Annotated in this window: 20 protein-coding genes; 8 read left to right on the plus strand and 12 right to left on the minus strand. The window is 64.1% G+C overall.

Annotated elements, in window-relative coordinates; genetic code table 11:
* From OCH7691_RS17315 to OCH7691_RS17325, 3 genes are read right to left on the minus strand one after another with little or no spacing between them, the layout of a single operon-like run.
* Complete coding sequence (locus tag OCH7691_RS17315; RefSeq protein WP_085884838.1) at positions 1–927, minus strand: ABC transporter permease; 927 nt, start codon at positions 925–927, stop codon at positions 1–3.
* Between the two features lie 36 nt (positions 928–963).
* On the minus strand, positions 964–2511 hold the full coding sequence (locus OCH7691_RS17320) for an ABC transporter substrate-binding protein (RefSeq protein ID WP_085884839.1): 1548 nt from the start codon (positions 2509–2511) through the stop codon (positions 964–966).
* Between the two features lie 32 nt (positions 2512–2543).
* Entirely contained in the window at positions 2544–4091 is a 1548-nt protein-coding gene (locus tag OCH7691_RS17325) for an ABC transporter substrate-binding protein (protein WP_176245140.1), read from the minus strand.
* A gap of 204 nt (positions 4092–4295) precedes the next feature.
* Between OCH7691_RS17325 and OCH7691_RS17330 the strand changes: the two genes are divergently transcribed.
* Together OCH7691_RS17330 and OCH7691_RS17335 are read left to right on the plus strand one after the other, a co-directional pair.
* Positions 4296–5339 carry an ABC transporter ATP-binding protein gene (locus tag OCH7691_RS17330; protein ID WP_217808112.1) on the plus strand — a complete coding sequence of 348 codons (1044 nt, stop codon included), beginning with the start codon at positions 4296–4298 and terminating at the stop codon, positions 5337–5339.
* A 17-nt stretch (positions 5340–5356) separates the two neighbouring features.
* On the plus strand, positions 5357–6367 hold the full coding sequence (locus OCH7691_RS17335) for an ABC transporter ATP-binding protein (RefSeq protein ID WP_085885150.1): 1011 nt from the start codon (positions 5357–5359) through the stop codon (positions 6365–6367).
* Positions 6368–6457: 90 nt separating this feature from the next.
* Here OCH7691_RS17335 and OCH7691_RS17340 read toward each other — a convergent pair whose 3' ends face one another.
* The 6 genes from OCH7691_RS17340 to OCH7691_RS17365 all read right to left on the minus strand — a co-directional run bounded on the left by OCH7691_RS17340 (position 6458) and on the right by OCH7691_RS17365 (position 13163).
* On the minus strand, positions 6458–7639 hold the full coding sequence (locus OCH7691_RS17340; protein WP_085884841.1) for an ABC transporter substrate-binding protein: 1182 nt from the start codon (positions 7637–7639) through the stop codon (positions 6458–6460).
* A 75-nt stretch (positions 7640–7714) separates the two neighbouring features.
* Positions 7715–9580, minus strand: a complete 1866-nt coding sequence (locus tag OCH7691_RS17345) for an AMP-dependent synthetase/ligase (RefSeq protein WP_085884842.1) — start codon at positions 9578–9580, stop codon at positions 7715–7717.
* A 79-nt stretch (positions 9581–9659) separates the two neighbouring features.
* Entirely contained in the window at positions 9660–10433 is a 774-nt protein-coding gene (locus OCH7691_RS17350) for an ABC transporter ATP-binding protein (protein ID WP_085884843.1), read from the minus strand.
* A gap of 2 nt (positions 10434–10435) precedes the next feature.
* The gene (locus tag OCH7691_RS17355) at positions 10436–11194 is read right to left on the minus strand and encodes an ABC transporter ATP-binding protein (RefSeq protein ID WP_085884844.1); all 759 of its coding nucleotides are present in this window, start codon (positions 11192–11194) and stop codon (positions 10436–10438) included.
* Positions 11191–12267 (minus strand): branched-chain amino acid ABC transporter permease, encoded by a 1077-nt coding sequence (locus OCH7691_RS17360; RefSeq protein WP_085884845.1) that lies wholly within the window; start codon positions 12265–12267, stop codon positions 11191–11193. The genes OCH7691_RS17355 and OCH7691_RS17360 overlap by 4 nt, the downstream gene beginning before the upstream one ends.
* Before the next feature lie 2 nt (positions 12268–12269).
* Positions 12270–13163, minus strand: a complete 894-nt coding sequence (locus tag OCH7691_RS17365; protein ID WP_085885151.1) for a branched-chain amino acid ABC transporter permease — start codon at positions 13161–13163, stop codon at positions 12270–12272.
* A 233-nt stretch (positions 13164–13396) separates the two neighbouring features.
* Between OCH7691_RS17365 and OCH7691_RS17370 the strand changes: the two genes are divergently transcribed.
* Positions 13397–14305: an MBL fold metallo-hydrolase gene (locus tag OCH7691_RS17370; RefSeq protein ID WP_085884846.1), complete on the plus strand. Its 909-nt coding sequence runs from the start codon at positions 13397–13399 to the stop codon at positions 14303–14305.
* Positions 14306–14341: 36 nt separating this feature from the next.
* Here the strand turns inward: OCH7691_RS17370 and OCH7691_RS17375 are convergent, their stop codons facing one another.
* Both OCH7691_RS17375 and OCH7691_RS17380 read right to left on the minus strand, forming a co-directional pair.
* The gene (locus OCH7691_RS17375) at positions 14342–15358 is read right to left on the minus strand and encodes an NADP-dependent oxidoreductase (RefSeq protein ID WP_085884847.1); all 1017 of its coding nucleotides are present in this window, start codon (positions 15356–15358) and stop codon (positions 14342–14344) included.
* A gap of 81 nt (positions 15359–15439) precedes the next feature.
* Positions 15440–17068 carry a 3-(methylthio)propionyl-CoA ligase gene (locus tag OCH7691_RS17380; protein ID WP_085884848.1) on the minus strand — a complete coding sequence of 543 codons (1629 nt, stop codon included), beginning with the start codon at positions 17066–17068 and terminating at the stop codon, positions 15440–15442.
* 121 nt (positions 17069–17189) lie between these two features.
* On the opposite strand from OCH7691_RS17380, the gene OCH7691_RS17385 reads away from it, so the two are divergent.
* The 4 genes from OCH7691_RS17385 (at position 17190) to OCH7691_RS17400 (ending at position 20255) form a co-directional block, all read left to right on the plus strand.
* Positions 17190–17609, plus strand: coding sequence for a hypothetical protein (locus OCH7691_RS17385; RefSeq protein WP_085884849.1), 420 nt, complete (start codon positions 17190–17192; stop codon positions 17607–17609).
* Between the two features lie 99 nt (positions 17610–17708).
* Complete coding sequence (locus tag OCH7691_RS17390; protein WP_085884850.1) at positions 17709–18014, plus strand: ferritin family protein; 306 nt, start codon at positions 17709–17711, stop codon at positions 18012–18014.
* Between the two features lie 5 nt (positions 18015–18019).
* Positions 18020–18919 (plus strand): sterol desaturase family protein, encoded by a 900-nt coding sequence (locus OCH7691_RS17395; protein WP_085884851.1) that lies wholly within the window; start codon positions 18020–18022, stop codon positions 18917–18919.
* A 7-nt stretch (positions 18920–18926) separates the two neighbouring features.
* Positions 18927–20255, plus strand: coding sequence for a branched-chain amino acid ABC transporter permease (locus OCH7691_RS17400; protein WP_085884852.1), 1329 nt, complete (start codon positions 18927–18929; stop codon positions 20253–20255).
* A gap of 17 nt (positions 20256–20272) precedes the next feature.
* Here the strand turns inward: OCH7691_RS17400 and OCH7691_RS17405 are convergent, their stop codons facing one another.
* On the minus strand, positions 20273–21202 hold the full coding sequence (locus OCH7691_RS17405) for an alpha/beta hydrolase (RefSeq protein WP_217808114.1): 930 nt from the start codon (positions 21200–21202) through the stop codon (positions 20273–20275).
* Between the two features lie 134 nt (positions 21203–21336).
* Here OCH7691_RS17405 and OCH7691_RS17410 point away from each other — a divergent pair, with 134 nt between their 5' ends.
* The gene (locus OCH7691_RS17410) at positions 21337–22734 is read left to right on the plus strand and encodes an aspartate aminotransferase family protein (protein WP_085884854.1); all 1398 of its coding nucleotides are present in this window, start codon (positions 21337–21339) and stop codon (positions 22732–22734) included.
* The last annotated feature ends 97 nt before the right edge of the window (positions 22735–22831 follow it).

Genomic DNA, 22831 nt, shown 5'->3' on the forward strand with positions numbered 1-22831 from the left:
TCATTTCTTCAGGTAACTGATGCGCGGGTCGAGCAGCACATACATGAAGTCGACGAGCAGGTTGATGAACAGGAACACGACGCCCATGAACAGGACGGCCGCCTGCACCAGCGGGAAATCGCGGGAATAGACGGCATCGACGGCGATCTTTCCCACCCCGGGCCAGGCGAAAACCGATTCGGTGACCACCGCGCCACGGAGGATTGTCGCGGCCTGCAAGGCGATGATCGTCAGGATCGGGATGGCCCCGTTCCTCAGTGCATGGACCAGAATCACGCGCCACTCGGACAGCCCCTTGCTTCGGGCGGTCCGGACATAGTCGGCCTCGAGCGCATCCAGCATGGCCGATCGGGTGACACGCATGATGGACGCGGCCACGAAGCCGCCGAGCGTGATGCTTGGCAATATCAAATGCCAGATCGTGCCGTAGCCCGACGTCGGGAAAATCGGAATGTACAGCGAGAAGAACAGGATCAGCAGGATGCCGAACCAGAAGGTCGGCATACTCTGGCCGGTCAGTGCGACGACCTTGCCGACATTGTCGAACCAGGTGTCGCGCTTGACCGCCGACAGGATGCCGACCGGCAGTGCGAGCAGCAAACCGAAGATCATGGATGTCGTTGCCAGCAGGATGGTCGCCGGGAACCGGTCAATCATGATGTCGACGGCCGGGGTGTTCCACTTGATCGACATCCCGAAGTCGCCCTGAACCGCATCACTGATGAAGCGCCAGTACTGCACCGGGAGTGGCTGGTCGAGGCCGAGCTTGGCGCGAAGTTGCTCAAGATCGGCCTCGGAGGCCTCCGGTGGCGCCATGATCGCCACCGGATCCCCGGAAAGCCGCGCCAACGCAAACACGATGACACTGAGTAACAGGATGGTAAGCAGCGTCTGAACCAGCCGCTGGATAACGAAACGGCTGGACATGCCCCCGCTTCCTCCCGGTTATTCGCCCAAGGGCTATTAGTTAGCGAGCTTCAGTGTATCCAGGTTCATGTGGTAGCCGCTGCCGAGGCCCAGCTCCCACCCCTTGACCCGCGGGCCGACCGCGAAAGGCGTGTTGCACCAGAATAGCGGAACCGCGGTACGCTTCTCGTCCTCCAGCTTCAGGAACTCCTGAATGATGGCGACGCGCTTCTCGACATTGGTCTCGACGAGTTGGCGACTGAAGATATCGACATAGGCCTTTTCGTCGATGTTGCCCGATGACCAGACCGACGTCGGCAGGTACCAGCCGTCCATGGTCAGCGAGGCGTCGTCGGGAATGGACGACGGTCCGTAAAAGACGTCCGACTGCTTGCCGCCGCGCAATGCCTGCAGCCAGGCGCCGGTGTCGACGGGCACGCGGGTGACCTTGAAACCAACGGCCTCAAGATAACCGGCGATCGATTCCAGTGTCTGCGGGGCGTTCGGCAGGGACCCGAACGATTCCGTGTGCAGCAGGAAGGTGATCTCCTTGCCCGGTTCGATACCGGCTTCCTTCAGAAGCTGCTTCGCCTTCGCCGGATCGTACTCGTTCCGTTTCAGGCCCGGCAGGAAGCCGAACGTCGCCGGGGTTGCGATGCTCGTCGCCGGCTCGCAAACGCCGCCGAGGATGTTGTCGGCGATATCCTTCAGGTTCATCGCGTGCGCGACCGCCAACCGAACCCTCTTGTCTTGGGACTCGGGGAAGGAGGTCTTGTTGAAGTAAATGGCGCTCGTGCCGCTGTATTTCGCGGAAACGATGCGGATGTCCTTGTTCTCGCGGATCTTCTCGAGCAGCGGCCCGGTAAGGTCCATCAGGACGTCTGCCTCGCCCTTCGCGAGCATGGCATACCGCGTAAAAGCCTCCTTCACGAGGACTTTCCGGACAACCTTAATTTCCGGCGCGCCATTCCAGTAGTCTTCGTTCGCGGTGAATTCCGTCCACTCGCCCGGCTTCAGGCCGGAAAGCTTGAACGGACCGGTACCGACGGGCGCCTTCTGGAACCCCTCGGTGCCGACCTTCTGGTAATAGGCTGCCGGAACGATGCCGACGAGCGCATTGCGCGCGCCGGTGAAGAAGCCCGGCCACGGTGCCTTCAGATTGAACCGGACGTCGTACGTGCCCAGCACCTCGACGCTCTCCATCGCCTTCTGGAAGGGCGTGCGATAGGCGTGAACGCTGTCCGGCGCCATGACCCTGTCGAAGGAGAACTTGACGTCCTCGGCCGTGAACGGATCACCGTTGTGGAACTTGACGCCCTCGCGGAGTTTGAAGTCGATCTGCTTGCCGTCGGCGGAGACCGTCCAGCTCACCGCGAGCGCCGGCCTGAGCCCCTCCTCCGTCAGGTTGATCAGGCCGTCGAAAAGATTGTCATGCACCAGGAAATCGGTGGTCGCGACAACCCCGGTCGGATCGAACTGCTGCCTCAGGAGCGGTTGCGCGATGACAACCTTTCCATCCTCCGCGGCGAATACCGGCGCCGCGGCGCCGGTCAGGAGCACGCTCCCGACCAGTGCCGCACCCATCAATGTCTTCAGTCGACGCATCTTTGTACTTTCTGTTTGACGCTAACGAACGTTCAGTTGGTGAGTTTCACGGTGTCGAGGTTCATGTGGTAACCACTGCCGAGACCCAGCGTCCAATCCTTGACCCGCGGACCGATCGCGAAGGGCGTGCTGCACCAGAACAGCGGCAACCCGGTACGCTTCTCGTCCTCGAGCTTCAGGAACTCCTGGATGATGGCAATCCGCTTGTCGAGATCGGTCTCGACCAACTGACGATTGTAGATATCGACATAGGCCGGCTCGTTGATATTGCCCGATGACCAGACCGAACCCGGCAGGAACCACCCATCCATCGTCAGCGAGGCGTCGTCGGGGATGGACGACGGACCGTAGAAGACGTCCGGCTGCTTGCCGCCACGGTACATCTGGAGATACGCACCGCTGTCGACCGGCACCCGGGTGACCTTGAAGCCAACGGCTTCCAGGTAACCGGCAATCGATTCCAGGGTCTGCGGCGCGTTCGGCAGGGAACCGAACGATTCCGTGTGCAGCAGGAAGGTGATTTCCTTGCCCGGTTCGATACCGGCTTCCTTCAGAAGCTGCTTCGCCTTCGCCGGATCGTATTCGATCGGCTTCAGGCCCGGCAGGAAGCCGAACGTCGCCGGTGTTGCAATGCTCGCCGCCGGCTCGCAGACGCCACCGAGGACATTGTCAGCAATGTCCTTGAGATTGATCGCATGGGCAAACGCCATGCGGACATTCTTGTCCTGCGATTCGGGGAATGAGGTCTTGTTGAAGTAGAACCCGGACGTGCCGCTGTATTTCGCGGACACCATGCGGATTTCCTTGTTTTCCCGGATCTTTTCGAGCAGTGGCCCGGTGATGTCCATCAGGATATCGGCCTCGCCCTTCGTCAGCATCGCGTAGCGGGTGAAGGGCTCTTTCACGAGGATCTTGCGGACGGCCTTAATCTCGGGCGCGCCGTTCCAGTAATCTTCGTTCGCGGTGAATTCCGTCCACTCGCCCGCTTTGATTTCGGAGAGCTTGAACGGACCGGTGCCGATCGGCGCTTTCTGGAAGCCTTCGGTGCCGACCTTCTGGTAGTAGGCCGCCGGGACAATGCCGACGAGCGCGTTACGGGCGCCGGTGAAGAAGCCCGGCCAGGGTGCTTTCAGGTGGAACCGGACGTCGTGCGACCCCAGCACCTCGACACTCTCCATCGCCTTCTGGAACGGCTTGCGGTAGGCGTGGATGCTGTCCGGCGAGATAACCCGCTCGAAGGAGAACTTGACGTCCTCGGCGGTGAACGGATCACCGTTGTGGAACTTCACGCCCTCGCGAAGCTTGAAGTCGATCTGCAGGCCGTCGGCGGATACCTTCCAGCTCAGGGCGAGCGCCGGCTTGAGGCCCTCTTCCGTCAGATTGATCAGGCCGTCGAACAGATTGTCATGGACCAGGAAATCGGTCGTCGCGATAACCCCGGTCGGATCGAATTGCTGGCGCAGAACCGGCTGAACGATGACAATCTTGCCATCTTCGGCCGAAAATGTCGGCGCCGCGGCGCCGGTCAGGAGCGCGCTCCCGATCAGGGCGCCTCCCACTATCGTTTTGAGTTTCCGCATGCTCGTCCTCCCCTTTGCCCAGATTTGGTACAATACCAATCTCATGATGCATTTTTGCACCTATTGTGTAGCTCAGAATGCGGCAAAATGTTTTAATATGTCAACGATTGTATTCATTGTTTTTCCGGAATAGGCTGCCACTGCCAGAGTTGGAGCGCACCATATAACAACGCAGCTCCGGAACGGTTGGGAGGAATTTGACTCGTGGAAACCGAGACAATCGAGCGGCATGACACCGAACCTGTGGCGGGTCCGGAGGTCGTGCTCGAGGTCAAGGACCTCAAGACGCAATTTTTCACGCGCCAGGGAATTGTCCCCGCAGTCGACGGAGTGTCCTTCAAACTGCATCGCGGCGAGGTTCTCGGCATCGTCGGCGAATCCGGATGCGGGAAAAGCGTCACGTCGCTATCGATCCTGCGCCTGATCCCGCCGCGATCGGGCAGCGTCGTCGGCGGCACGGTGCATTACGGCGGCCGGGATCTGCTGAAGATCAGCGATGCCGAGATGCGTCACATTCGTGGCAACGACATTTCGATGATCTTCCAGGAGCCGATGACGGCCCTCAACCCGGTGATGACCGTGGGTGAGCAGATCATCGAACCGCTGATGCTGCACCAGGACATGTCCCGGCAAGAGGCGCGCAATCGCGCGATCGAGATGCTGAAGCTGGTGCATATCCCGGTGCCCGAGAAGCGGGTCGATTCCTATCCGCATGAACTTTCCGGCGGCATGCGTCAGCGCGCGATGATCGCGATGGCGGTTTCGTGCAATCCCAAGGTGCTGATCGCCGACGAGCCGACCACCGCGCTCGATGTCACGATCCAGGCACAGATCCTGGAACTGATGCAGGAACTGCGCGAGGTGCTGGGCACCGCGGTGATCATGATCACCCACGATCTCGGCGTCATCGCCGAGATGGCCCAGCGGGTCGTCGTCATGTATGCCGGCCGCAAGGTCGAGGAAGCGAGCGTCGAGGAACTCTTCGAAACGCCGCGTCATCCCTATACGCGCGGCCTGCTGCGGGCGATCCCGAAGCTCGACCTCGATGCCCCGGACGATCACCGGGCGCGGCTGGAAACGATTCCCGGGACCGTCCCGGCGCTCTATGACCTGCCGCCCGGATGCGCCTTCGCGCCGCGCTGCCAGGAAGCGACCGAGATCTGCCACGGACGGCAGCCGGAACTCGAGACCAAGCACAATCATCACATCGCGGCGTGCTGGAACGCACCGCCCGTCGACGTCGCCTGAAGATCCGGGAGAACAACATGAACAAGGTCGACGCAAGCGTCCCGGCCGGCCAGACGGACAAGGCCACGCCGGTTCTCGCCGTGAAGGCACTTCGAAAGCATTTCCCGCTGCAAAGCGGTCTGCTGTCCCGCTCGCAACAGGTCGTTCACGCCGTCAACGATGTCTCATTCCATGTCGATCATGGCGAGACACTCGGCCTGGTCGGGGAATCCGGCTGCGGCAAGTCGACAGTCGGCCGGACGATCCTGAAACTGATCAATCCGACGGCCGGTTCCATCCAGATCGACGGGACCGAGATCGCCGACCTGTCGCGGCGCGAGATGCGCCCTTACCGCCGCCGCATGCAGATCATCTTCCAGGACCCGTATTCCTCGCTGAACCCGCGCATGACGGCCGGTGACATGGTCGGCGAACCGCTGACCGTTCACGGCATCGCGTCCGGACAGGAGAAGGAAGATCGTATCGCGGCCCTGTTCCAGAAAGTCGGCCTGCGCAGCGACCAGATACGCCGCTTTCCGCACGAGTTCTCAGGCGGCCAGCGGCAGCGCATCGGCATCGCGCGGGCGCTTGCGCTCGACCCCAAGCTGATCATCGCCGACGAACCGGTCTCCGCTCTCGACGTCTCCATTCAGGCCCAGGTCATCAACCTGCTGATGGATCTGCAGGAGGAGTTCGGCCTCTCCTACCTGTTCATCGCGCACGACCTCTCGGTGGTCGAGCATATCAGCCATCGGGTCGCGGTGATGTATCTCGGCCATATCGTAGAGCTTGCCGAGCGCCGCGCGCTGTTCCGGACACCGCAACATCCCTATACCGAGGCCCTGCTCTCGGCGGTCCCGGTCGCGGATCCGAAACGCAAGCGCGCCGACCGCATCATCCTGAAAGGCGACGTGCCAAGTCCCGTGTCGCTGCCGAGCGGATGCCCGTTTCATACCCGCTGTCCGGTCGCCGTCGCCGCCTGCAAGAGCGAGGTGCCGGCACTGCGCGAGGTTCGGCCGAATCACTGGGCCGCCTGCCACCTGCGCTGACGGCTCCCTTCCCAAAGGGCCGGGGATACCAAGCAAGAAAAAGCCCGGCGGTGGATCCGCCGGGCTTTTGTCGTCAGGCCAAGTCCCGGATCAGTAAGCGACCGGTCCCACCGCAACCCAGCGGCTGTCCTTGATCTGGTACATCGTCGCCGATGACCGCGCCTCCGGGCCGAGATGGTCGTCGGCGCCGAACTTGATCGGCGAGCTGCCGAACATGTCGACCCCGCGCTCGATCTTCTCGATCTCCTTGGCAAGCTTCTCCGCCGTCAGGTCACGGCCGGCCTTGGTCGCCGCCTCGACGAAGACATCCATGCCGGAATAGCCGGCGATGGCCTGGAGGTCGGCATCCTTGCCGAACCGCGCCTTGTAGGAATCCATCCACGCCTTGGTTTCCGGCGACGCCGTATCGTAATAGGGGATCGGCGTCTGACTGGTGCCGTAGAGGCCGTCGGTCGCGCCCTTGGCGAGTTCCGCGGTTTGCGGCGTGAAGCCGGCCGAGGAAACCAGCATGTCGACGTTCCAGCCGCTCTTGAGCGCCGCGACCTTGGCGCCGATGGTCTCGGAAATGATCGTGCCGAGGCAGACGAGATCGGCATCAGCCTCCTTGAGCAGCGCGATCTGCGAGGAGAAGTCCTTCGCGCCCCGCTTGAAAGTGGTCTCGGCGACAAGTTTCAGGCCCATCTCCTCGGCCTGGTCCTTGCAGCCGTCGAGCACGTTCTTGCCGAAATCGTCGTCCTGCGACAGCACGCCGATGCGTTTCTTGCCCTTGTCCTCGACGAACCATTTCACCGCCGCCCGCATCTGGTCGTAATAGGGCGTGAACAGCGAGAACTTGAGCGGGTGGAACGGCTCGTACATCTCCTTCGCCGCGGTCAGCGGGAAGAGGTTCGGCACGCCCCGGTCGAGGGCCTGCGGCATCGAGACCATGTTCATTGGGGTGCCGAGCGCGCCGATCAGGGCGAACACCTTGTCACGTTTCAGCAGCTTGTCGGTGGCCTGCGCCGCCTTGCTTTGCTGATAAGCCGTATCCTCGACGATGAGATTGATCTTGCGGCCATTGACCCCGCCCGCCTCGTTCGCCTCGTCCGCCCGCATGCGCAGGCCGTTGGCAACCGAAACGCCCCAGATCGCGACCGGGCCGGAAAGCGGCTGGTGGCTACCGACGACGATCTCGTCGTCGGAAATGCCCTGGTCGGCATTCGCCGCGCCGGCGGCGAAGGCAAGCAGCGAGCCTGCTGCGAGGCCGGCGCCGAGTAGTTTCCTGAACGTCATTTCCTGTTCCTCCCCTGGATCAATCCAAGTCGCTTTCCGTATTGCCGCGACCGCGCGGACCTGTCGAAACAGCCATCAGGCCGCTTCCCGATACATCGATTCGATCAATTCCCTGTACTTCTCGTTCACGAACTTGCGCTTGAGCTTCATTGTCGGCGTCAGTTCATCATCTTCCGCCGTAAGTTGTTGTTCGATCAAGCGGAACTTCTTGATTTTCTCGACTTGCGCGAAGTTCCCGTTCACCCGTTCAATTTCCTGCCCGATCAGTTCGATGACTGCAGGCGCATTGCAGAGGCTGGCGAAATTCGTGAACGGGATATCGTTGTCCTGGGCGTATTTCTCGACATTCTCCTGGTCGATCATCACCAGGCAGCTCAGGAATTTCCGCTTGTCGCCGATGACCACCGCGTCGGACACGTAGGGGCTGAACTTCAGCTGGTTCTCGATTTCCGAGGGCGTGATGTTCTTTCCGCCCGCCGTGATGATGATGTCCTTCATCCGGTCGGTGATCTTCACGTAGCCCTCGTTGTCGATCGCGCCGACATCCCCGGTATGGAGCCAGCCGTCGACGACCGTCTCGGCGGTCTTTTCCGGCTGGTTCAGGTAGCCGAGAAAGACATGCGGCCCCCTCAGCAGGATCTCGCCTTCGGGCGACAGCCGGACCTCGGTGCCGGGCGCCGCCTTGCCTACGGTGCCGAGCTTCATGTTGCCGGCGAAGTTGGTCGTCGCGAGCCCGGTATTCTCGGTCTGGCCATAGACCTCGTACATGTCGAGGCCGAGCGACAGGTACCAGCGGATCAGGTCCGGCGAGATCGGCGCGGCGCCGGTGCCGAGATAATGGGTCCGGTCGAGGCCCAGCATGCGCTTCACGTTGCGCAGCACGAGCTGGTCGGCGAGCCAGAACCTCGCCCGCAGCAACGCCGGCGGGCGGGTCCCGTCGATCCGGTGCGCGGCCATTTCCTGCCCGATACCGATCGCCACGCGGTAGGCCCAGCGGCCGAACGCGGTCGCGTCATGCATGCGCAGCGTGATCGAGGAGTAGAATTTCTCCCAGATCCGCGGCACGGCGAAGAACACCGTCGGCTGTACCTCCCTGACATTCTCCGGCACGGTGTCGAGATCCTCGGCGAAATTCACCGTCGAACAGGCGTAAATCGGCCCGAAGATCGTGAAGTTCCGTTCCGCGATATGGCAGAGCGGCAGGAAGGAAAGCTGCTGGTCGGTCTCGCCGAATTCGATGATCTCGGTGAGCGCGGCCATCTGGAACAGCAGGTTGCGATGGCTGATCATCGCCCCCTTCGGCGGGCCGGTGGTACCGGATGTGTAGATCAGGATCGCGAGATCGTCCGGCCGGGCGACGTCGCGCCGCTGCTCCCAGACCTCGGGATGGTCCGCCGCGTAGGCCCGGCCGCGCTCGAGCAGGTCGTCGAAACTGATAACCATCGGGTCATCGAGGTCGCGCAGCCCTTCCATGTCGAAGACGATGATCTTCTCGAGGCTCGGGATCTGGTCGCGGGCTTCGAGGATCTTGTCGAGGAACTCCTCGTTCTCGGCGAAGAAATAGCGGGTGCCGGAATCCCGACAGAGATAGGCGACCTGTTTCGCCGAATCGGTGGTGTAGACGCCGTTGGTCACCCCGCCCGCACACAGGGTGCCGAGATCGCAATAGAGCCATTCCGGGTTGTTCTCGCTCATCACAGAGGTGACGTCGCCGGGCGCGAAGCCGAGCGAGACCAGGCCGAGGCTGACATGCTTCACGTGTTCGCCATACTCGCGCCAGGTGATGCTGCGCCAGATGCCGAATTTCTTCTCGCGCATGGCGATCTTGTCACCGAGCCGGACGACACGCTGATGGAAAAGCTTCGGGACCGTATCGCAACCGTCGATCACGGTCGGCGGATAGGTGACTGCACCTGTCCCGGCACCCTCAAGACGACTCATCGTCGACGCCTCCTGCCCTCGCGGGCGTTTCCCTTCCCGGCGCGCACGCCGGCCCAGCTTCAGAACGCGATGCCGCGCATCAACGCCATGTCTTGCGCTTCTTCCAGCGCCGCTTTCCGCGAATCCCCTCGTCCTTGATGCCGAGATAGAATTCGCGGATATCCTCCTTCTCGCGCAGCCGTGCGCAGGTGTCTTCCATGACGATTCGCCCGACCTCGAGCACATAGCCGAAATCGCCGGTATTGAGGGCGATGCTTGCATTCTGCTCGACCAGCAGCATGGTCGTGCCCTGTTCGCGGTTGAGCCGGGTGATGATCTCGAAGATTTCCTTCACCAGGCGCGGGCTCAGGCCCAGGCTCGGTTCGTCCAGCAGCATCAGTTTCGGCCGCGCCATAAGCGCCCGGCTGATCGCCAGCATCTGCTGCTCGCCGCCGGAAAGCTGGCCGGCCGGCTGCTCCTTCCGTTCCTTGAGCACCGGGAAATAGTCGTAGCAGAGCTCGATATCGGCGGCGACGGCGTCCCGGTCCGTGCGGGTATAGGCACCCATCATCAGGTTCTCGTAGACGCTCAGGAACGGGAAGACCTCGCGCCCTTCCGGAACATGGCTGATTCCCTGGCGGACGACCCAGTCCGGATCGTGCCTCGTGATATCGCCGCCGAGAAAGCTGACGCTGCCCTTCTGCGGATCCATGACGCCACAGATCGTCTTCAGGATGGTCGTTTTGCCGGCCCCGTTGCCGCCGAGCACGGTGACGATCGAGCCCTCGCGGACCTCCAGGCTGATCCCGCGGATCGCCATGATCGGCCCGTAGTAGGTTTCGATGTTGCTGACCTTGAGCAGCGGCTCCGCCATCGTCAGCCTCCCAGATAGGCGCGGATCACTTCCGGATCGCGCTGCACGTCCTGCGGGCTGCCCTCGGCAAGGACGCGGCCGTAGTTGAGCACCAGCACTCGGTCGGAGACCTCGTTCACCAGGCCCATGTCGTGCTCGACCATGAGCACGGTGATGCCGAGATCCTTCTTGATGTCCTCGATCCAGAACGAGACGTCCTGGGTCTCCTCGACATTGAGGCCGGACGACGGTTCATCGAGCAGCAGCAGCTCGGGCTCGGTACAGAGCGCGCGGGCAAGCTCGACCACCTTACGGACCCCGTAGGGGAGGTTCATGATCATCTGGTCGCGATAATGGGCCAGGTTCAGGAAATCGATGACCTCCTCGACCTTCTCCCGGTGCGCGAACTCGGCGCGCCGTACCGACGGCAGGAACAGCGCCTCGCTGAAGACATTCGATCGGCTGTGCGCATGCCGGCCGATCAGCAGGTTCTGGAGAACCGTCGCGGTTTCGAAGAGCTCGATATTCTGGAAGGTCCGGGCGATACCCAGGCCGGCGATCCGGTGCGGTGCGGCGCGCGTGATGTCCTGGTCGCGGAAGGTGATCGTGCCCTCGGTCGAATCGTAGATCCGGCTGATCAGGTTGAAGATCGTCGTCTTGCCGGCGCCGTTCGGACCGATGATCGTGAAGACCTCGCCCCTGGCGATCTCGAAGGTAACGCCGTCGACCGCCTTCACGCCGCCGAAATGGATCGCCAGGTTCTCCACGCGAAAGAACGTCACCGCAGTCGCTCCGACTTCATGTAGGACTTCTGCCGCTTGAAGGTCGCCTTCTTGTAGAGCGGGAAAAGCTGGAAATAGAGTTTGACCTTGAGCCAGCGGCCGTAGATCCCGAACGGTTCGAACAGGATGAAGAAGATCAGGATCAGGCCGAAGATCAGCGGCTCGAACCCCGGCTGCTCACCGATCGCCGGCGGCAGGTGATCCTTCATGATGGCGAGCGCCTGCGGCAGGGCGAGCACGAAGATCGCGCCGAAAACCGCCCCGTGCAGCGAGCCGATGCCCCCCACGATGACCAGCACCAAAAGCTCGATCGACTGCAGGATCGTGAAGCTTTCCGGCGACAGGAAACCGAGCTTGTGGGCGAACAGCGCGCCTGCCAGGCCGGTGATCCCGGCGCTGACCGCGAAGGCCGTCGTCTTCACCACCGCCAGGTTCACGCCCATGCTTTGGGCCGAGATCTCGCTGTCGCGAATCGCCACCATGGCGCGCCCGGTCGGTGCGCGCAGCAGGTTGAGAACCAGCAGGATCACCAGGACCAGGATGGCCATCGTCAGGAAATAGAAGGGCAATCCGCTGGAAAGGCTGAAATCGCCGATGTCGATGGAGGGGACCAGGAGCCCGGTATAGCCGTTGGTCACCGATTCCCAGCGCCCCATGATCTCTTCCACGATCAGGGCGAAGGCGAAGGTGGCGATCGCCAGGTAGATGCCGGCGAGCCTCAGTGCCGGGATCCCGACGATGATGCCCACCGCCGCGGCGCTCACCGCCGCCGCCGGCATGGTGACGAAGAAGGGCACGCCGAGCCCGAGCAGCACCGCCTCCGCGTAGGCGCCGACGCCGAAGAAGGCGGCATGGCCAAGGCTCACCAGGCCGGTGTAACCGGTCAGTACCATCAGGCCGACGCCCGCGATCGCCATGATGCCGACCTGGGTAAGCTGCCCGACATAATACTCATCGAGGGCGAACGGCGCGGCGATCACCAGCGCCAGCAACAGGCCGTACCAGAAGACATGGCCCGAATGCGGCGCCAGCCGGATATCCTGATGATAGTCGGTCTTGAAAATGAAACGCATCGTCAGACCTTCTTCCGGGTTTTTTCGCCGAACAGGCCCTGCGGCCGCAGCATCAGCACCAGCAGCAGCACGACATAGGCGGCGACGTCCTTGACCCCCGGCGGCGCGTAGAAACCCGCGAAGGATTCGATGATGCCGATGATCAGGCCGCCGACCACCGCCCCGGGGATCGAGCCAAAGCCGCCAAGTACCGCGGCCGGGAAGGCCTTGAGCGCGAGAAAGCCCATGTTGGTGTCGATCAGCGTTGTGGGCGCCAGCAAGATCCCGGCGATCCCGGCGACGGCGGCGCTGATCCCCCAGATCATCGAGAAGACGAGCTTCACCGGGACGCCCATGTAATAGGCGGCGAGCTGGTTCTGCGAGGCCGCCTGCATGGCGACGCCGATCCGGGTATGACGGAAGAAGAGATAGAGCAGCAGGCAGAGCGCGGCGGTCGCGACGATGACCGAGAGATCCTGTTCCGAAATCACCAGCTTGCCCACCGATTCGGGAATCAGGGCCAGTCCTTCCTTGGAAAACGGCGTCTCGATCGCATAGGTCTCGGTGCCCCATCCCGGCACCATGCCGGCAACGCTCCGCAGCACGAATCCGAGGCCGATGGTCACCATCACGATCGCGAACTGCGGCTGGCCGAGGACCGGGCGAAGCACGAAACGGTCGAGCGTGCCGCCGATCAGGAACATCCCGGCAGGGGCCAGCAGGAAGGCGACCCAGTAAGGCAGGCCCCAGAGCGAGATGATGGTGAAGGCCAGGAAGGCGCCGACCATCATCAGGTCGCCCTGGGCGAAATTGACGACTTCGGTCGCCTTGTAGATCAGGACGAAACCGAGGGCCACCAAGCCGTAGATGCAGCCGATCGACATCCCGTTGATGGCGAACTGAACAAGATCAAACAGATCAACCTCCCCGGCACCTGTACTGCCCCGATCGCGGATTCTCCGGCCCGCTTGCCCCGTCCCCGTATCCGGGAACATCGTCGGCGTCCCTAAACTCTAGGGTGGCCTCTCGAGCTTGGTCAACGTTGCCGCAACGGCAACCGGCGCGGATTATCCGGACCTGTCCAGAGCGCCCGCTTCCCCCTAAGATGTCGACCGCTTTTTCAGCCGCAACGGGAGCGACGCAAACCATCATGACGCAGGATCTGGTGTTCAACCGCGAGCTCGAGTTCGACTATGCCACGGCGGAAACCGTCAGCCCGCTGATCCGGCGCGTGATCGCCCGCAATCCCGGCCCCTTCACCTTTCACGGCACCGGCACCTACATCATCGGCCACGGCAAGGTTGCCATCGTCGACCCGGGCCCGGACATCGCGGAGCATGTCGACGCGCTCCTCCACGCGCTCCGTGGCGAGGACATCAGCCATATCCTCGTCACCCATACCCACCGCGACCATTCGCCGGCCGCCGCGGCGGTCGCCGCCGCGACCGGGGCGCCGACCTACGGCTTCGGCCCCCATGCGGCCGGCCGCTCGGACGTCAAGATCGAGGAAGGCGGCGATACCGACTTCCGCCCGGTTCACACGACCGGCGACGGCGACGTGATCGCGGGCGCCGGCTGGACGGTCGAGGCGGTCCACACGCCGGGCCATCTGTCGAACCACCTCTGTTTCGCGCTGCGCGAGGAGGCGGCGCTCTTTTCCGGCGATCACGTCATGGGCTGGTCGACCTCGATCGTCTCACCGCCCGATGGCGACATGGCCGACTACATGGCCAGCCTGGAAAAGCTGTTGCCGCGGGAGGAGCATCGCTATTACCCGACCCACGGCGCGCCGATCGACGATCCCCGCCACCATGTCGCCGGCCTTATCCGGCATCGCAAGGGCCGGGAAGCGCAGATTCTCGCGCGCCTGAAGGAGGGCCCGCAGACGATCATGGACATGGTCCGTGTCAATTACCGCGACACGCCGGCAATCCTGCACCCGGCGGCGGCGCGCTCGATGCTGGCCCATCTCATCGACATGACGGAGCGCGGGCTGGTCCTGGCCGAGCGCCCGGAAAGCGGAAGGGCGAGCGAAACCGCGACCTATCGCCTGCCCTGACGCCCGGGGCGAAGCGGGTCTTTCAGGGCCGGGAAATCAGGGCTGGCCGATCTGCAGGACGAGCTTGCCGAAATTGCGGCCCTCGAAGAGCATCACCAGCGTATCGCGGAAATCGTCGAGGCGACCCTCGACGACATGTTCGCGGAATTTCAGCTTGCCTTCGGCGTACCAGCCGGCGAGGTCCTGTATCGCCTGCGGATAACGGTCCTGGAAATCGAAGACGATGAAACCCTGGACCTTGGCCCGGTTGGCGAGCAGCGAGAGATAGTTCTTCGGTCCCGCCGGCGGCTCCGTCGCATTGTAGATCGAGATCGCACCACAGAAGGCGATCCGCGCGAAGACGTTGATACGCCGGAGAACGGTGTCCAGCGTCTCGCCGCCGACATTGTCGAAATAGCAGTCGATGCCGTCCGGGCAATGTTCCTTCAGTCCGGCGTTGAGATCGCCCGCCTTGTAGTCGATGCAGGCATCGAAGCCGAGTTCGTCACGGACATACGCGCATTTCTCGGCGCCGCCGGCGATCCCGACTGCCCGGCAGCCCTTCAGCTTGGCGATCTGGCCGACCACCCCGCCGACCGCGCCGGCGGCGCCGGAGATCACCACCGTCTCGCCGGGCTTCGGCGCGCAGATATCGAGAAGCCCGAAATAGGCCGTCAGTCCCGGCATTCCGAGACCGCCGAGGAAACTCGGCAGCGGCGCTGCCTTGGGTATCGCCGGCGTCAGATCCTTGGCCTGCAGGAGCGCCATCTCCTGTACCCCCGTCAGGCCGACCACATAATCGCCGACGGCGAACCTGGCATCGCCGGAAGCGACTACCTGGCCCAGTCCGAGGGCGCGCATCACCTCGCCGATCCGGACCGGCCGGACATAGGACTTGCCCTCGTTCATCCAGCCGCGCATCGCCGGGTCGAGCGACAGATAAATCACCCGGACAAGCACCTCTCCCTCGCCGGGTTCCCCGACCTCACCGGCAACGATCTCGAAATCGCTGTCCTTCGGCAGCCCGAACGGGCGCGCCGCGAGCTTGAGCTGGCGATTGGCGTGGGCGGTCATGGATTCCCCTTTTCGCGGGTCGGCACCGGCGCCGGCGACGGACAGGAAGACCGCCGCCGGCCGATGGCATTCACGCAGGCGTCAGGCGGTCGGCAGCTTGTAGTCCTTGAACTGCTCCCGCAGCTTGGTCTTGAGCAGCTTGCCGGTCGCCGTATGCGGCAACTCGTCGACGAAGACGATGTCGTCCGGCAGCTGCCACTTGGCGATATGCCGCGTCAGATGGTCGAGCACGGCCTCCTTGGTCACATCGGCGTCGGGCTTGCGGACCGCGATCATCAGCGGCCGCTCGGCCCATTTCGGATGGGGAACGGCGATCACCGCGGCCTCGGCGATGCCGGGGCAGCCGACCGCCTCGTTCTCGACATCGATCGACGAGATCCATTCGCCGCCCGACTTGATCACGTCCTTGGAACGGTCGGTGATCTGCATGTAGCCATCGGGATCGAGGGTCGCGACGTCGCCGGTGTCGAAGAAGTCCTCATCGTCGAGGATCTTCCCGCCCTCGCCCTTGAAGTAGCCGTTGGTGATCCACGGGCCGCGGACCAGCAGATGGCCGAACGCCTTGCCGTCGTGCGGCAGTTCCTTGCCGTCGTCGTCGACGATCTTGAGATCGACGCCGAAGATCGCCCGGCCCTGCTTGACGCGAACGTCGATCTGCTTGTCGAAGGGCAGCGCGGCATGCTTGGCGCGCAGATTGCCGGTCGTGCCGAGCGGGCTCATCTCGGTCATGCCCCAGGCATGGATAACGTCGACGCCGTAGTCGCGCTGGAAGGTCTCGATCATCGAGCGCGGCGCCGCCGAGCCGCCGATGACGGTGCGGTTCATGGTCGAGAATTTCAGGCCCTTCGCCTTCACGTGGCCAAGCAGCATCAGCCAGACCGTCGGCACACCGGCCGAGAGCGTGACATTCTCGGTCTCGAGCAGCTCGTAAACCGATTCACCGTCGAGCCGGGCGCCCGGCATCACCATCTTGGCGCCGCACATCGCCGCCGCGTAGGGCAGGCCCCAGGCATTGGCGTGGAACATCGGCACCACTGGCAGCACGACGTCGTGGCTCGACAGGGCAAGCCCGTCCATGGTGCAGACCGCCCAGCTGTGCAGGACCGTCGAGCGATGGGAATAGAGCACGCCCTTCGGATTGCCGGTCGTGCCGGAGGTGTAGCAGAGCGATGAGGCCGTCCGCTCGTCGAAGCTCGGCCATTCGTAATCGTCGGTCTCCGCTTCGAGCAGGGTCTCGTAGCAATGCAGGCGGTCGACCTTGATGTCCGGCATGTGGGCGGCGTCGGTCATCGCGACGAAGCCCTTCACGTTCGGCAGATGGTCGGCGAGCGCCTCGATCAGCGGCGCGAAGGTCAGATCGAAGAAGATGTATTTGTCCTCGGCATGATTCGCGATGTAGGTGATCTGCTCGGGAAACAGCCGCGGATTGAGGGTGTGCAGCACCGCACCCATGCCGGAGACTCCGAAATAGAGCTCCATGTGGCGATAGCCGTTCCAGGCCAGTGTGCCGATCCGGTCGCCGAGCGCGACGCCGAGCCGATCGAGCATCCTGGCAACCCGCTTGGAGCGGCTCGCCAGGTCCCGATAGGTGCAGCGGTGTATCGGGCCCTCGACCGTCCGCGAGACGATCTCGACGTCGCCGTGGAACTCAGCCGCGAAGTCGATCAACGAATGAATGAGTAGCGGCCGGTCTTGTATCAATCCGAGCATTGCATCCCCCCGGGAGCCGAAAACTTGTTGTATGTGGTATGAGCATATATTCAGATTCGGGCCGCGAAAGGCAATCGCTTTGCACGACATTGTGGGGCGCTGGGGGGGTTGACGTCGCGTCATGCTGCCGATCGAGATTCTGCTGCCGGTCGCGGCCGCGTCGGTTGCCCTTGTCATCGCGATCATCTGGATGCTTGGCGGGCGCCGCACGGCACGCCTCGATGAGGCCGCGGTTCGTGCCTTGCTCGCCGCGGAAGACCCGCCGCCGGACATCGTTCACCTTCTGATCGGACAGGACGAGCGCGCCGCGCTGGCGCAGGACGGCGCAGGACAGGTGTGGCTGGCCTATGCCCATGGCGACCGGACGAACCTGCGCCCGCTGGCCGCGCAGGACATTCGCGCCGCGGTGGTCCGCGAGCGATCGGGCAGCGCCCTGCTGGAACTGCGCCTCCGCGATGTCGCCCGACCCTGGCAGGTCCTGGCCTGCACCGACCGGGCAACCGCCGAATGCTGGCGCGAGCGTCTCGTTGCCCGTCGCTGATCGAAAGCATTGCGGCCCGGCACGCCGGTTGCCATTCTGGAAACGGGCCGCCACCATGACCGGCCCGCTGTTCGGACCGTAACGGAACCAGGAATCATCATGTCGAGCGAAAATCTCCATGCCCCCCGCGAGCGCCTCTCCAAGGAAACCCTTGCCATGCATCACGCGATCGTGTCGCTGATGGAGGAGCTGGAGGCGGTCGACTGGTACCGCCAGCGGGCCGACGACTGCGATGACGCCTCGCTGAAGGCCATCCTGCTGCACAACATGCGCGAGGAGATGGAGCACGCCGCGATGGTGCTGGAATGGATCCGCCGCAACAACAAGGACTTCGAGAAGGAGATGAAGGACTACCTCTTCACCGACGGCGACATCGCCGGCCAGGAAGCGGAGCTTCACGACTAGCTGCCATGGACCTGCCCAAGGTTGTCGAGCTCGCCATTCCGGCCTTCGTCGTCCTGATCCTGATCGAGGCGGCGCTCGGCTATTTCGACAGGCGCCGCGCCGATTACGAGGTTCGGGACACCGCGGCGAGCCTGCTGATGGGGCTCGGCAACTTCTCCTCCGGTCTGCTGACCGGGGTGCTCTACATCGTCGCGGCCGAGTGGCTCTACCAGTACCGGCTGTTCGACATCGGCTATGCCTGGTGGGCCTTCGTGCTGGTCTTCTTCCTGGAGGATCTCTGCTATTACTGGTTCCACCGGTTCAGTCACGAGCACCGCTTCTGGTGGGCGGCCCATGTGAACCACCATTCCTCCCAGCATTACAATCTCTCGACCGCGCTCCGGCAGACCTGGACCGGCAATCTCTGTTTCTCCTGGGTGGTCTGGCTGCCGCTGTCGCTGCTCGGCTTTCCGACCGCGCTGATCGTCTTCCAGAAGGGTGTCAGCCTCGTCTATCAGTTCTGGATCCATACCGAGGCGGTCCGGCGCCTGCCGGCGCCCATCGAATGGCTGTTCAATACGCCGAGCCATCACCGCGTCCATCACGCGACCAACCCGCGCTATCTCGACCGGAACTATGCCGGGATCCTGATCATCTGGGACCGGATCTTCGGCACCTTCGTGCAGGAGGATGACGCTCTGCCCTGCCGCTACGGTATCGTGAAGCAGATCGGCAGCTTCAATCCGCTCAGGATTGCCTTCCACGAATGGTGGGAAATCGCGCGCGACCTGAAGGGCAGCCGGTCACTCCGGGAAGCGATCGGGTACCTGTTCGGGCCGCCGGGCTGGAGTCCCGACGGCTCCCGCCTCACTTCCGAGGCCATCCGCGCCCGGGCAATCGCGGACAGGGCCTCGGCGCCGTCCTGAACCGGCCTTGACCGTCGGGCCCGTCGCGCTCGCCGCATTCGTCGCGATCGCCGCGCTCCTGGGCGGCTGCGGCCCGCGCTTCGACAGTCAGCAGGCCGATCTCTGCGAGGCCGTGCTGCCGGCGATCGAGGACAGCGGCGCATTGCCGCAGGTCGTCGCCCGGGCGAGCCTGGAGCGTCCGGCGGGCAGCATCGAGATCCGCTACCGTCTTGCCGGCGGCGATCAGCTCTTCTGGCTGCGCTGCCGCTTCGAAGGCACCGGGTTCGACCGCGACCGGCTGGTGCTGGCCGCGGTCGAAAGCGAACGGCATGGCGCGCTCGACGACATATCGCTGCATTTCCTGAAGCGCTTCTGGCTCGGCGCATTCCGGGGCGGTGACGCGGTCGCAAGCGACAGCATGGACATCGGCGCGCAGCTCGCCTATGCCGCGCAGCAGCTCATCAATGCCTCGTCGCTCGCGGCCGTCTACGCCCTGCTGGCACTCGCCTACGCGCTCATCCATCAGGTCATCGGCCGCTTCAACCTCGCCTTCGGCGAATTCGCCATGATGGGCGCCTTCACCGCCTTCGTCGCGATCACGCTCGCCAACGGCGCCGGGCTGGTGCTTCCGGTCGTTCTGCTGCTTTCCGCCGTCGCCGCGGGGCTGTTCGGCGGCCATGTCGGCATCGCCGTCAACGCCACCGTGTTCGCCCCGCTGGCGCGAAGCCGGAGCCAGGCGCCCCTGATCGCCACCATCGGCCTGGCCATCGCCATCCCGGAAGCGGTGCGGATCGTCACCGGCGCGGACGAGCATTGGGTGCAATCGGTCTATGGCGACAGCTTGCGCATTGCCAGCCTCGGCAGTTTCGATGTCACGGTGACGGCGCGCCAGCTTCTGCTCGTCGGCGTCGCCATCGGGCTGATCGCGGCGGTTCTCCTCGGTCTCCGCGGCAGCGCCTTCGGCCGTGCCCATCGCGCCGTATCGGACGATCCGGGAATGGCGGCGCTCTGCGGAATCGATACCGCCGCCACGATCCGCCAGAGCTTCGCGCTCGCCTCTGCGCTGGCCGGGATCGCCGGCTTCATCCACCTGGTCCATTACGGCGGGATCGGTTTCGCCAGTGGCACGATGCTGGGCTTCAAGGCGCTGGTCGCGGCGATCGTGGGCGGCCTCGGCTCGCCGGCCGGGGCCATTGCCGGGGCACTGTTCGTCGCCCTCCTGGAAACCGGCTGGGCCGCCTATTTCGATATTGCCTACAGGGAAGTCGCGGTCTTCGCGCTGCTCGCGCTGGCGCTCGTGATCCGCCCCGACGGCCTTCTCGGCCCGAGACCCCCGGTCGTCGGCCCGAACGGCTGACGGATCGCGCGCCTCGGTCAGCCTTCGCCGAGACCGTCCAGCCAGGCGATCAAGTCGGCAATCACCGCGTCGCGGTTGATCTCGTGCAGCAACTCGTGCCGGGCGTCCGGATAGAGTTTGGAGGTCACCCGGCGCAGCCCGGCACGTTCGTAGGCGGCGAGCAGGCGCGCCACGCCGCGACCGCGTTCACCGACCGGGTCCTCGGTGCCGGCGAAGACATAAAGCGGCAGGTCCTTCGGCATCCGGGCGATCGCCTCGGGCTCGCCAAGGCCCGGCAGGGCATCGAGCAGCGAAACCCAGGTCGCGGTCGAGCAGTCGAACCCGCAAAGCGGATCGGCGACATAGAGATCGACCTCGGCCTCGTCCCGCGACAGCCAGTCGAAATCGGTTCGCGCCGGCGCGAAAGGCTTGTTGAAGGCGCCGAAGGTGAGCGACTGGATCAGCGGGCTGGGCGCCCGGCGGCCCAGGCGGAACTGCTCGGCACGGGCGACGAGGCGGCCAAGGCGTGCGACTGCGCCCGGCGGCCCGTTCGTCGACGACAGCATGATCGCCGAATAGGCCTCGCCATCGTCGATGGCCAGCCGTTGCGCCATGAACGAACCCATGGAATGCCCGAACAGCATGACCGGCAGCGCGGGCAGGCGTTCGCGGACGATGCCGGTCAGGGTCCGGAGATCACGCACCGCCTTGGCCCAACCGTCCTCGTCCGCCATATGGCCCAGATCGGCGCGGCTCGGGACCGAACGGCCGTGCCCCCGATGGTCCGGGGCGTAGACCGCGTAACCGGCACCGTTGAGCGCGCGGGCAAACCCTTCGTAGCGGCTGGCATGCTCGGCCATGCCGTGGGCGACGATGACCACCGCGCGCGGGGCGTCGAGCGGCCATTCGACGGTCTGGATATCGAGCCCGTCCTCGCCCGCGAAACTGAAGCTCCGGCTTTCGCTCACATCCCTGCTCCCGCCGCCAGGGCCGGCGCTGCCCCGATGCCCGGCGCCTGCAACATTGCCGTGTACGGCGCACAGTTGGCAAGCCATCGTCGCCCGTCTAAGGTGCTGGCAAACCTCCACACAGGACATTAAGCATGAGCAACGTTGCAGCAAGCATTGCCAACTCGCCGGCGCGGCGGGACATCGACAACCTGATCCATCCCTACACCAATCTCGCGCTGCACGAAGAAATCGGGCCGCTGATCATCGAGCGCGGCGAGGGCGTCCATGTCTTCGATTCCGAGGGTCGGCAATATATCGAGGGGCTGGCCGGTCTCTGGTGCACGTCCTTCGGCTTCAACGAGAACGAACTGATCGAGGCGGCGATCGCGCAGATGCGGAAGCTGCCGACCTATCATGGCTTCGGCCACAAGTCGGTCAATCCGGCGATCGATCTCGCCGAGAAACTGAAGGCGGTCGCGCCGGTACCCTTCTCGCATGTCTTCTTCGCCAATTCCGGGTCGGAAGCCAACGACACCGTGATCAAGCTGGTCTGGTACTTCAACAACTCGCGTGGCCGGCCGGAGAAGAAGAAGATCATCAGCCGCATCAAGGGCTACCACGGCGTCACCGTCGCCGCGGCGAGCCTGACCGGCCTGGCGCCGCTGCACGCCGACTTCGATCTGCCCATCGCCCGCATCCTGCACACCTCCTGCCCGCATCACTACCGCTTCGGCAAGGACGGCGAGAGCGAGGAAGACTTCGCGACGCGCTGCGCCGAGGAACTGGAGGCGATGATCCAGAAGGAAGGCCCGGAGACGGTCGCCGCCTTCATCGCCGAGCCGGTGATGGGCGCCGGCGGCGTGATCGTCCCGCCGAAAGGCTACTTCGAGAAGATCCAGGCCGTCCTGAAGCGTCACGACATCCTCATGATCGCCGACGAGGTGATCTGCGGCTTCGGGCGCACCGGCAACTTCTGGGGCAGCCAGACCTTCGGCATCAAGCCGGACATCCTGACCTGCGCCAAGCAGCTCTCGTCCGCCTATCTGCCGATCTCGGCGGTGCTTGTCTCCGAAGACATCTACCAGGCGATGCTCGACGAAAGCCGCAAGCAGGGCGCCTTCGCGCACGGCTTCACCTATTCCGGCCACCCGGTCCCGGCGGCGGTCGGCCTGCGCACCCTGCAGCTGATGGAAGAGCGCGACATCATGGGCCATGTCCGGGCCGTCGCGCCGCGTTTCCAGCAGCGCCTCAAGGCGCTCGGCGACCACCCGCTGGTCGGCGAAACCCGCGGCGTCGGCCTGATCGCCGGCATCGAGCTGGTCGCCGACAAGGCGAGCCATGCCTCCTTCGACGGCAAGAAGGCGGTCGGACCGACGGCGGTCAAGCTGGCCCAGGGCGAAGGCCTGATCAGCCGTGCCGTGGGCGGCGATACGCTCGCCCTCTGCCCGCCGCTGATCGTCACCGAAGAACAGATCGACGCGATCTTCGATCGCATGGAAGCGGCCCTCGACAAGACCGAGGCCTGGGTCAAGGCGGAAGGCCTGCGCTGACCCGCCTGCGGTAGGGCCAACTGGGAACGACGCCGGGCGGGGCTCCGTCCGGCGTTGTTTTTTCCCGCGAACGTGATACACTTTCCTCGCATTTGAC

Source organism: Oceanibacterium hippocampi, assembly GCF_900172325.1.
GTDB classification, from domain to species: Bacteria; Pseudomonadota; Alphaproteobacteria; order Sneathiellales; family Sneathiellaceae; genus Oceanibacterium; species Oceanibacterium hippocampi.

Bases quoted from the DNA above. Each gene is read 5' to 3' on its own strand.
- OCH7691_RS17410 (WP_085884854.1), top strand. From the start codon at position 21,337: ATGAGCAACGTTGCAGCAAGCATTGCCAACTCGCCGGCGCGGCGGGAC.
- OCH7691_RS17335 (WP_085885150.1), top strand. From the start codon at position 5,357: ATGAACAAGGTCGACGCAAGCGTCCCGGCCGGCCAGACGGACAAGGCC.
- OCH7691_RS17325 (WP_176245140.1), bottom strand. From the start codon at position 4,091: ATGCGGAAACTCAAAACGATAGTGGGAGGCGCCCTGATCGGGAGCGCG.
- OCH7691_RS17340 (WP_085884841.1), bottom strand. From the start codon at position 7,639: ATGACGTTCAGGAAACTACTCGGCGCCGGCCTCGCAGCAGGCTCGCTG.
- OCH7691_RS17320 (WP_085884839.1), bottom strand. From the start codon at position 2,511: ATGCGTCGACTGAAGACATTGATGGGTGCGGCACTGGTCGGGAGCGTG.
- OCH7691_RS17370 (WP_085884846.1), top strand. From the start codon at position 13,397: ATGACGCAGGATCTGGTGTTCAACCGCGAGCTCGAGTTCGACTATGCC.
- OCH7691_RS17345 (WP_085884842.1), bottom strand. From the start codon at position 9,580: ATGAGTCGTCTTGAGGGTGCCGGGACAGGTGCAGTCACCTATCCGCCG.
- OCH7691_RS17395 (WP_085884851.1), top strand. From the start codon at position 18,020: ATGGACCTGCCCAAGGTTGTCGAGCTCGCCATTCCGGCCTTCGTCGTC.
- OCH7691_RS17385 (WP_085884849.1), top strand. From the start codon at position 17,190: ATGCTGCCGATCGAGATTCTGCTGCCGGTCGCGGCCGCGTCGGTTGCC.
- OCH7691_RS17390 (WP_085884850.1), top strand. From the start codon at position 17,709: ATGTCGAGCGAAAATCTCCATGCCCCCCGCGAGCGCCTCTCCAAGGAA.
- OCH7691_RS17315 (WP_085884838.1), bottom strand. From the start codon at position 927: ATGTCCAGCCGTTTCGTTATCCAGCGGCTGGTTCAGACGCTGCTTACC.
- OCH7691_RS17375 (WP_085884847.1), bottom strand. From the start codon at position 15,358: ATGACCGCCCACGCCAATCGCCAGCTCAAGCTCGCGGCGCGCCCGTTC.
- OCH7691_RS17360 (WP_085884845.1), bottom strand. From the start codon at position 12,267: ATGCGTTTCATTTTCAAGACCGACTATCATCAGGATATCCGGCTGGCG.
- OCH7691_RS17380 (WP_085884848.1), bottom strand. From the start codon at position 17,068: ATGCTCGGATTGATACAAGACCGGCCGCTACTCATTCATTCGTTGATC.
- OCH7691_RS17350 (WP_085884843.1), bottom strand. From the start codon at position 10,433: ATGGCGGAGCCGCTGCTCAAGGTCAGCAACATCGAAACCTACTACGGG.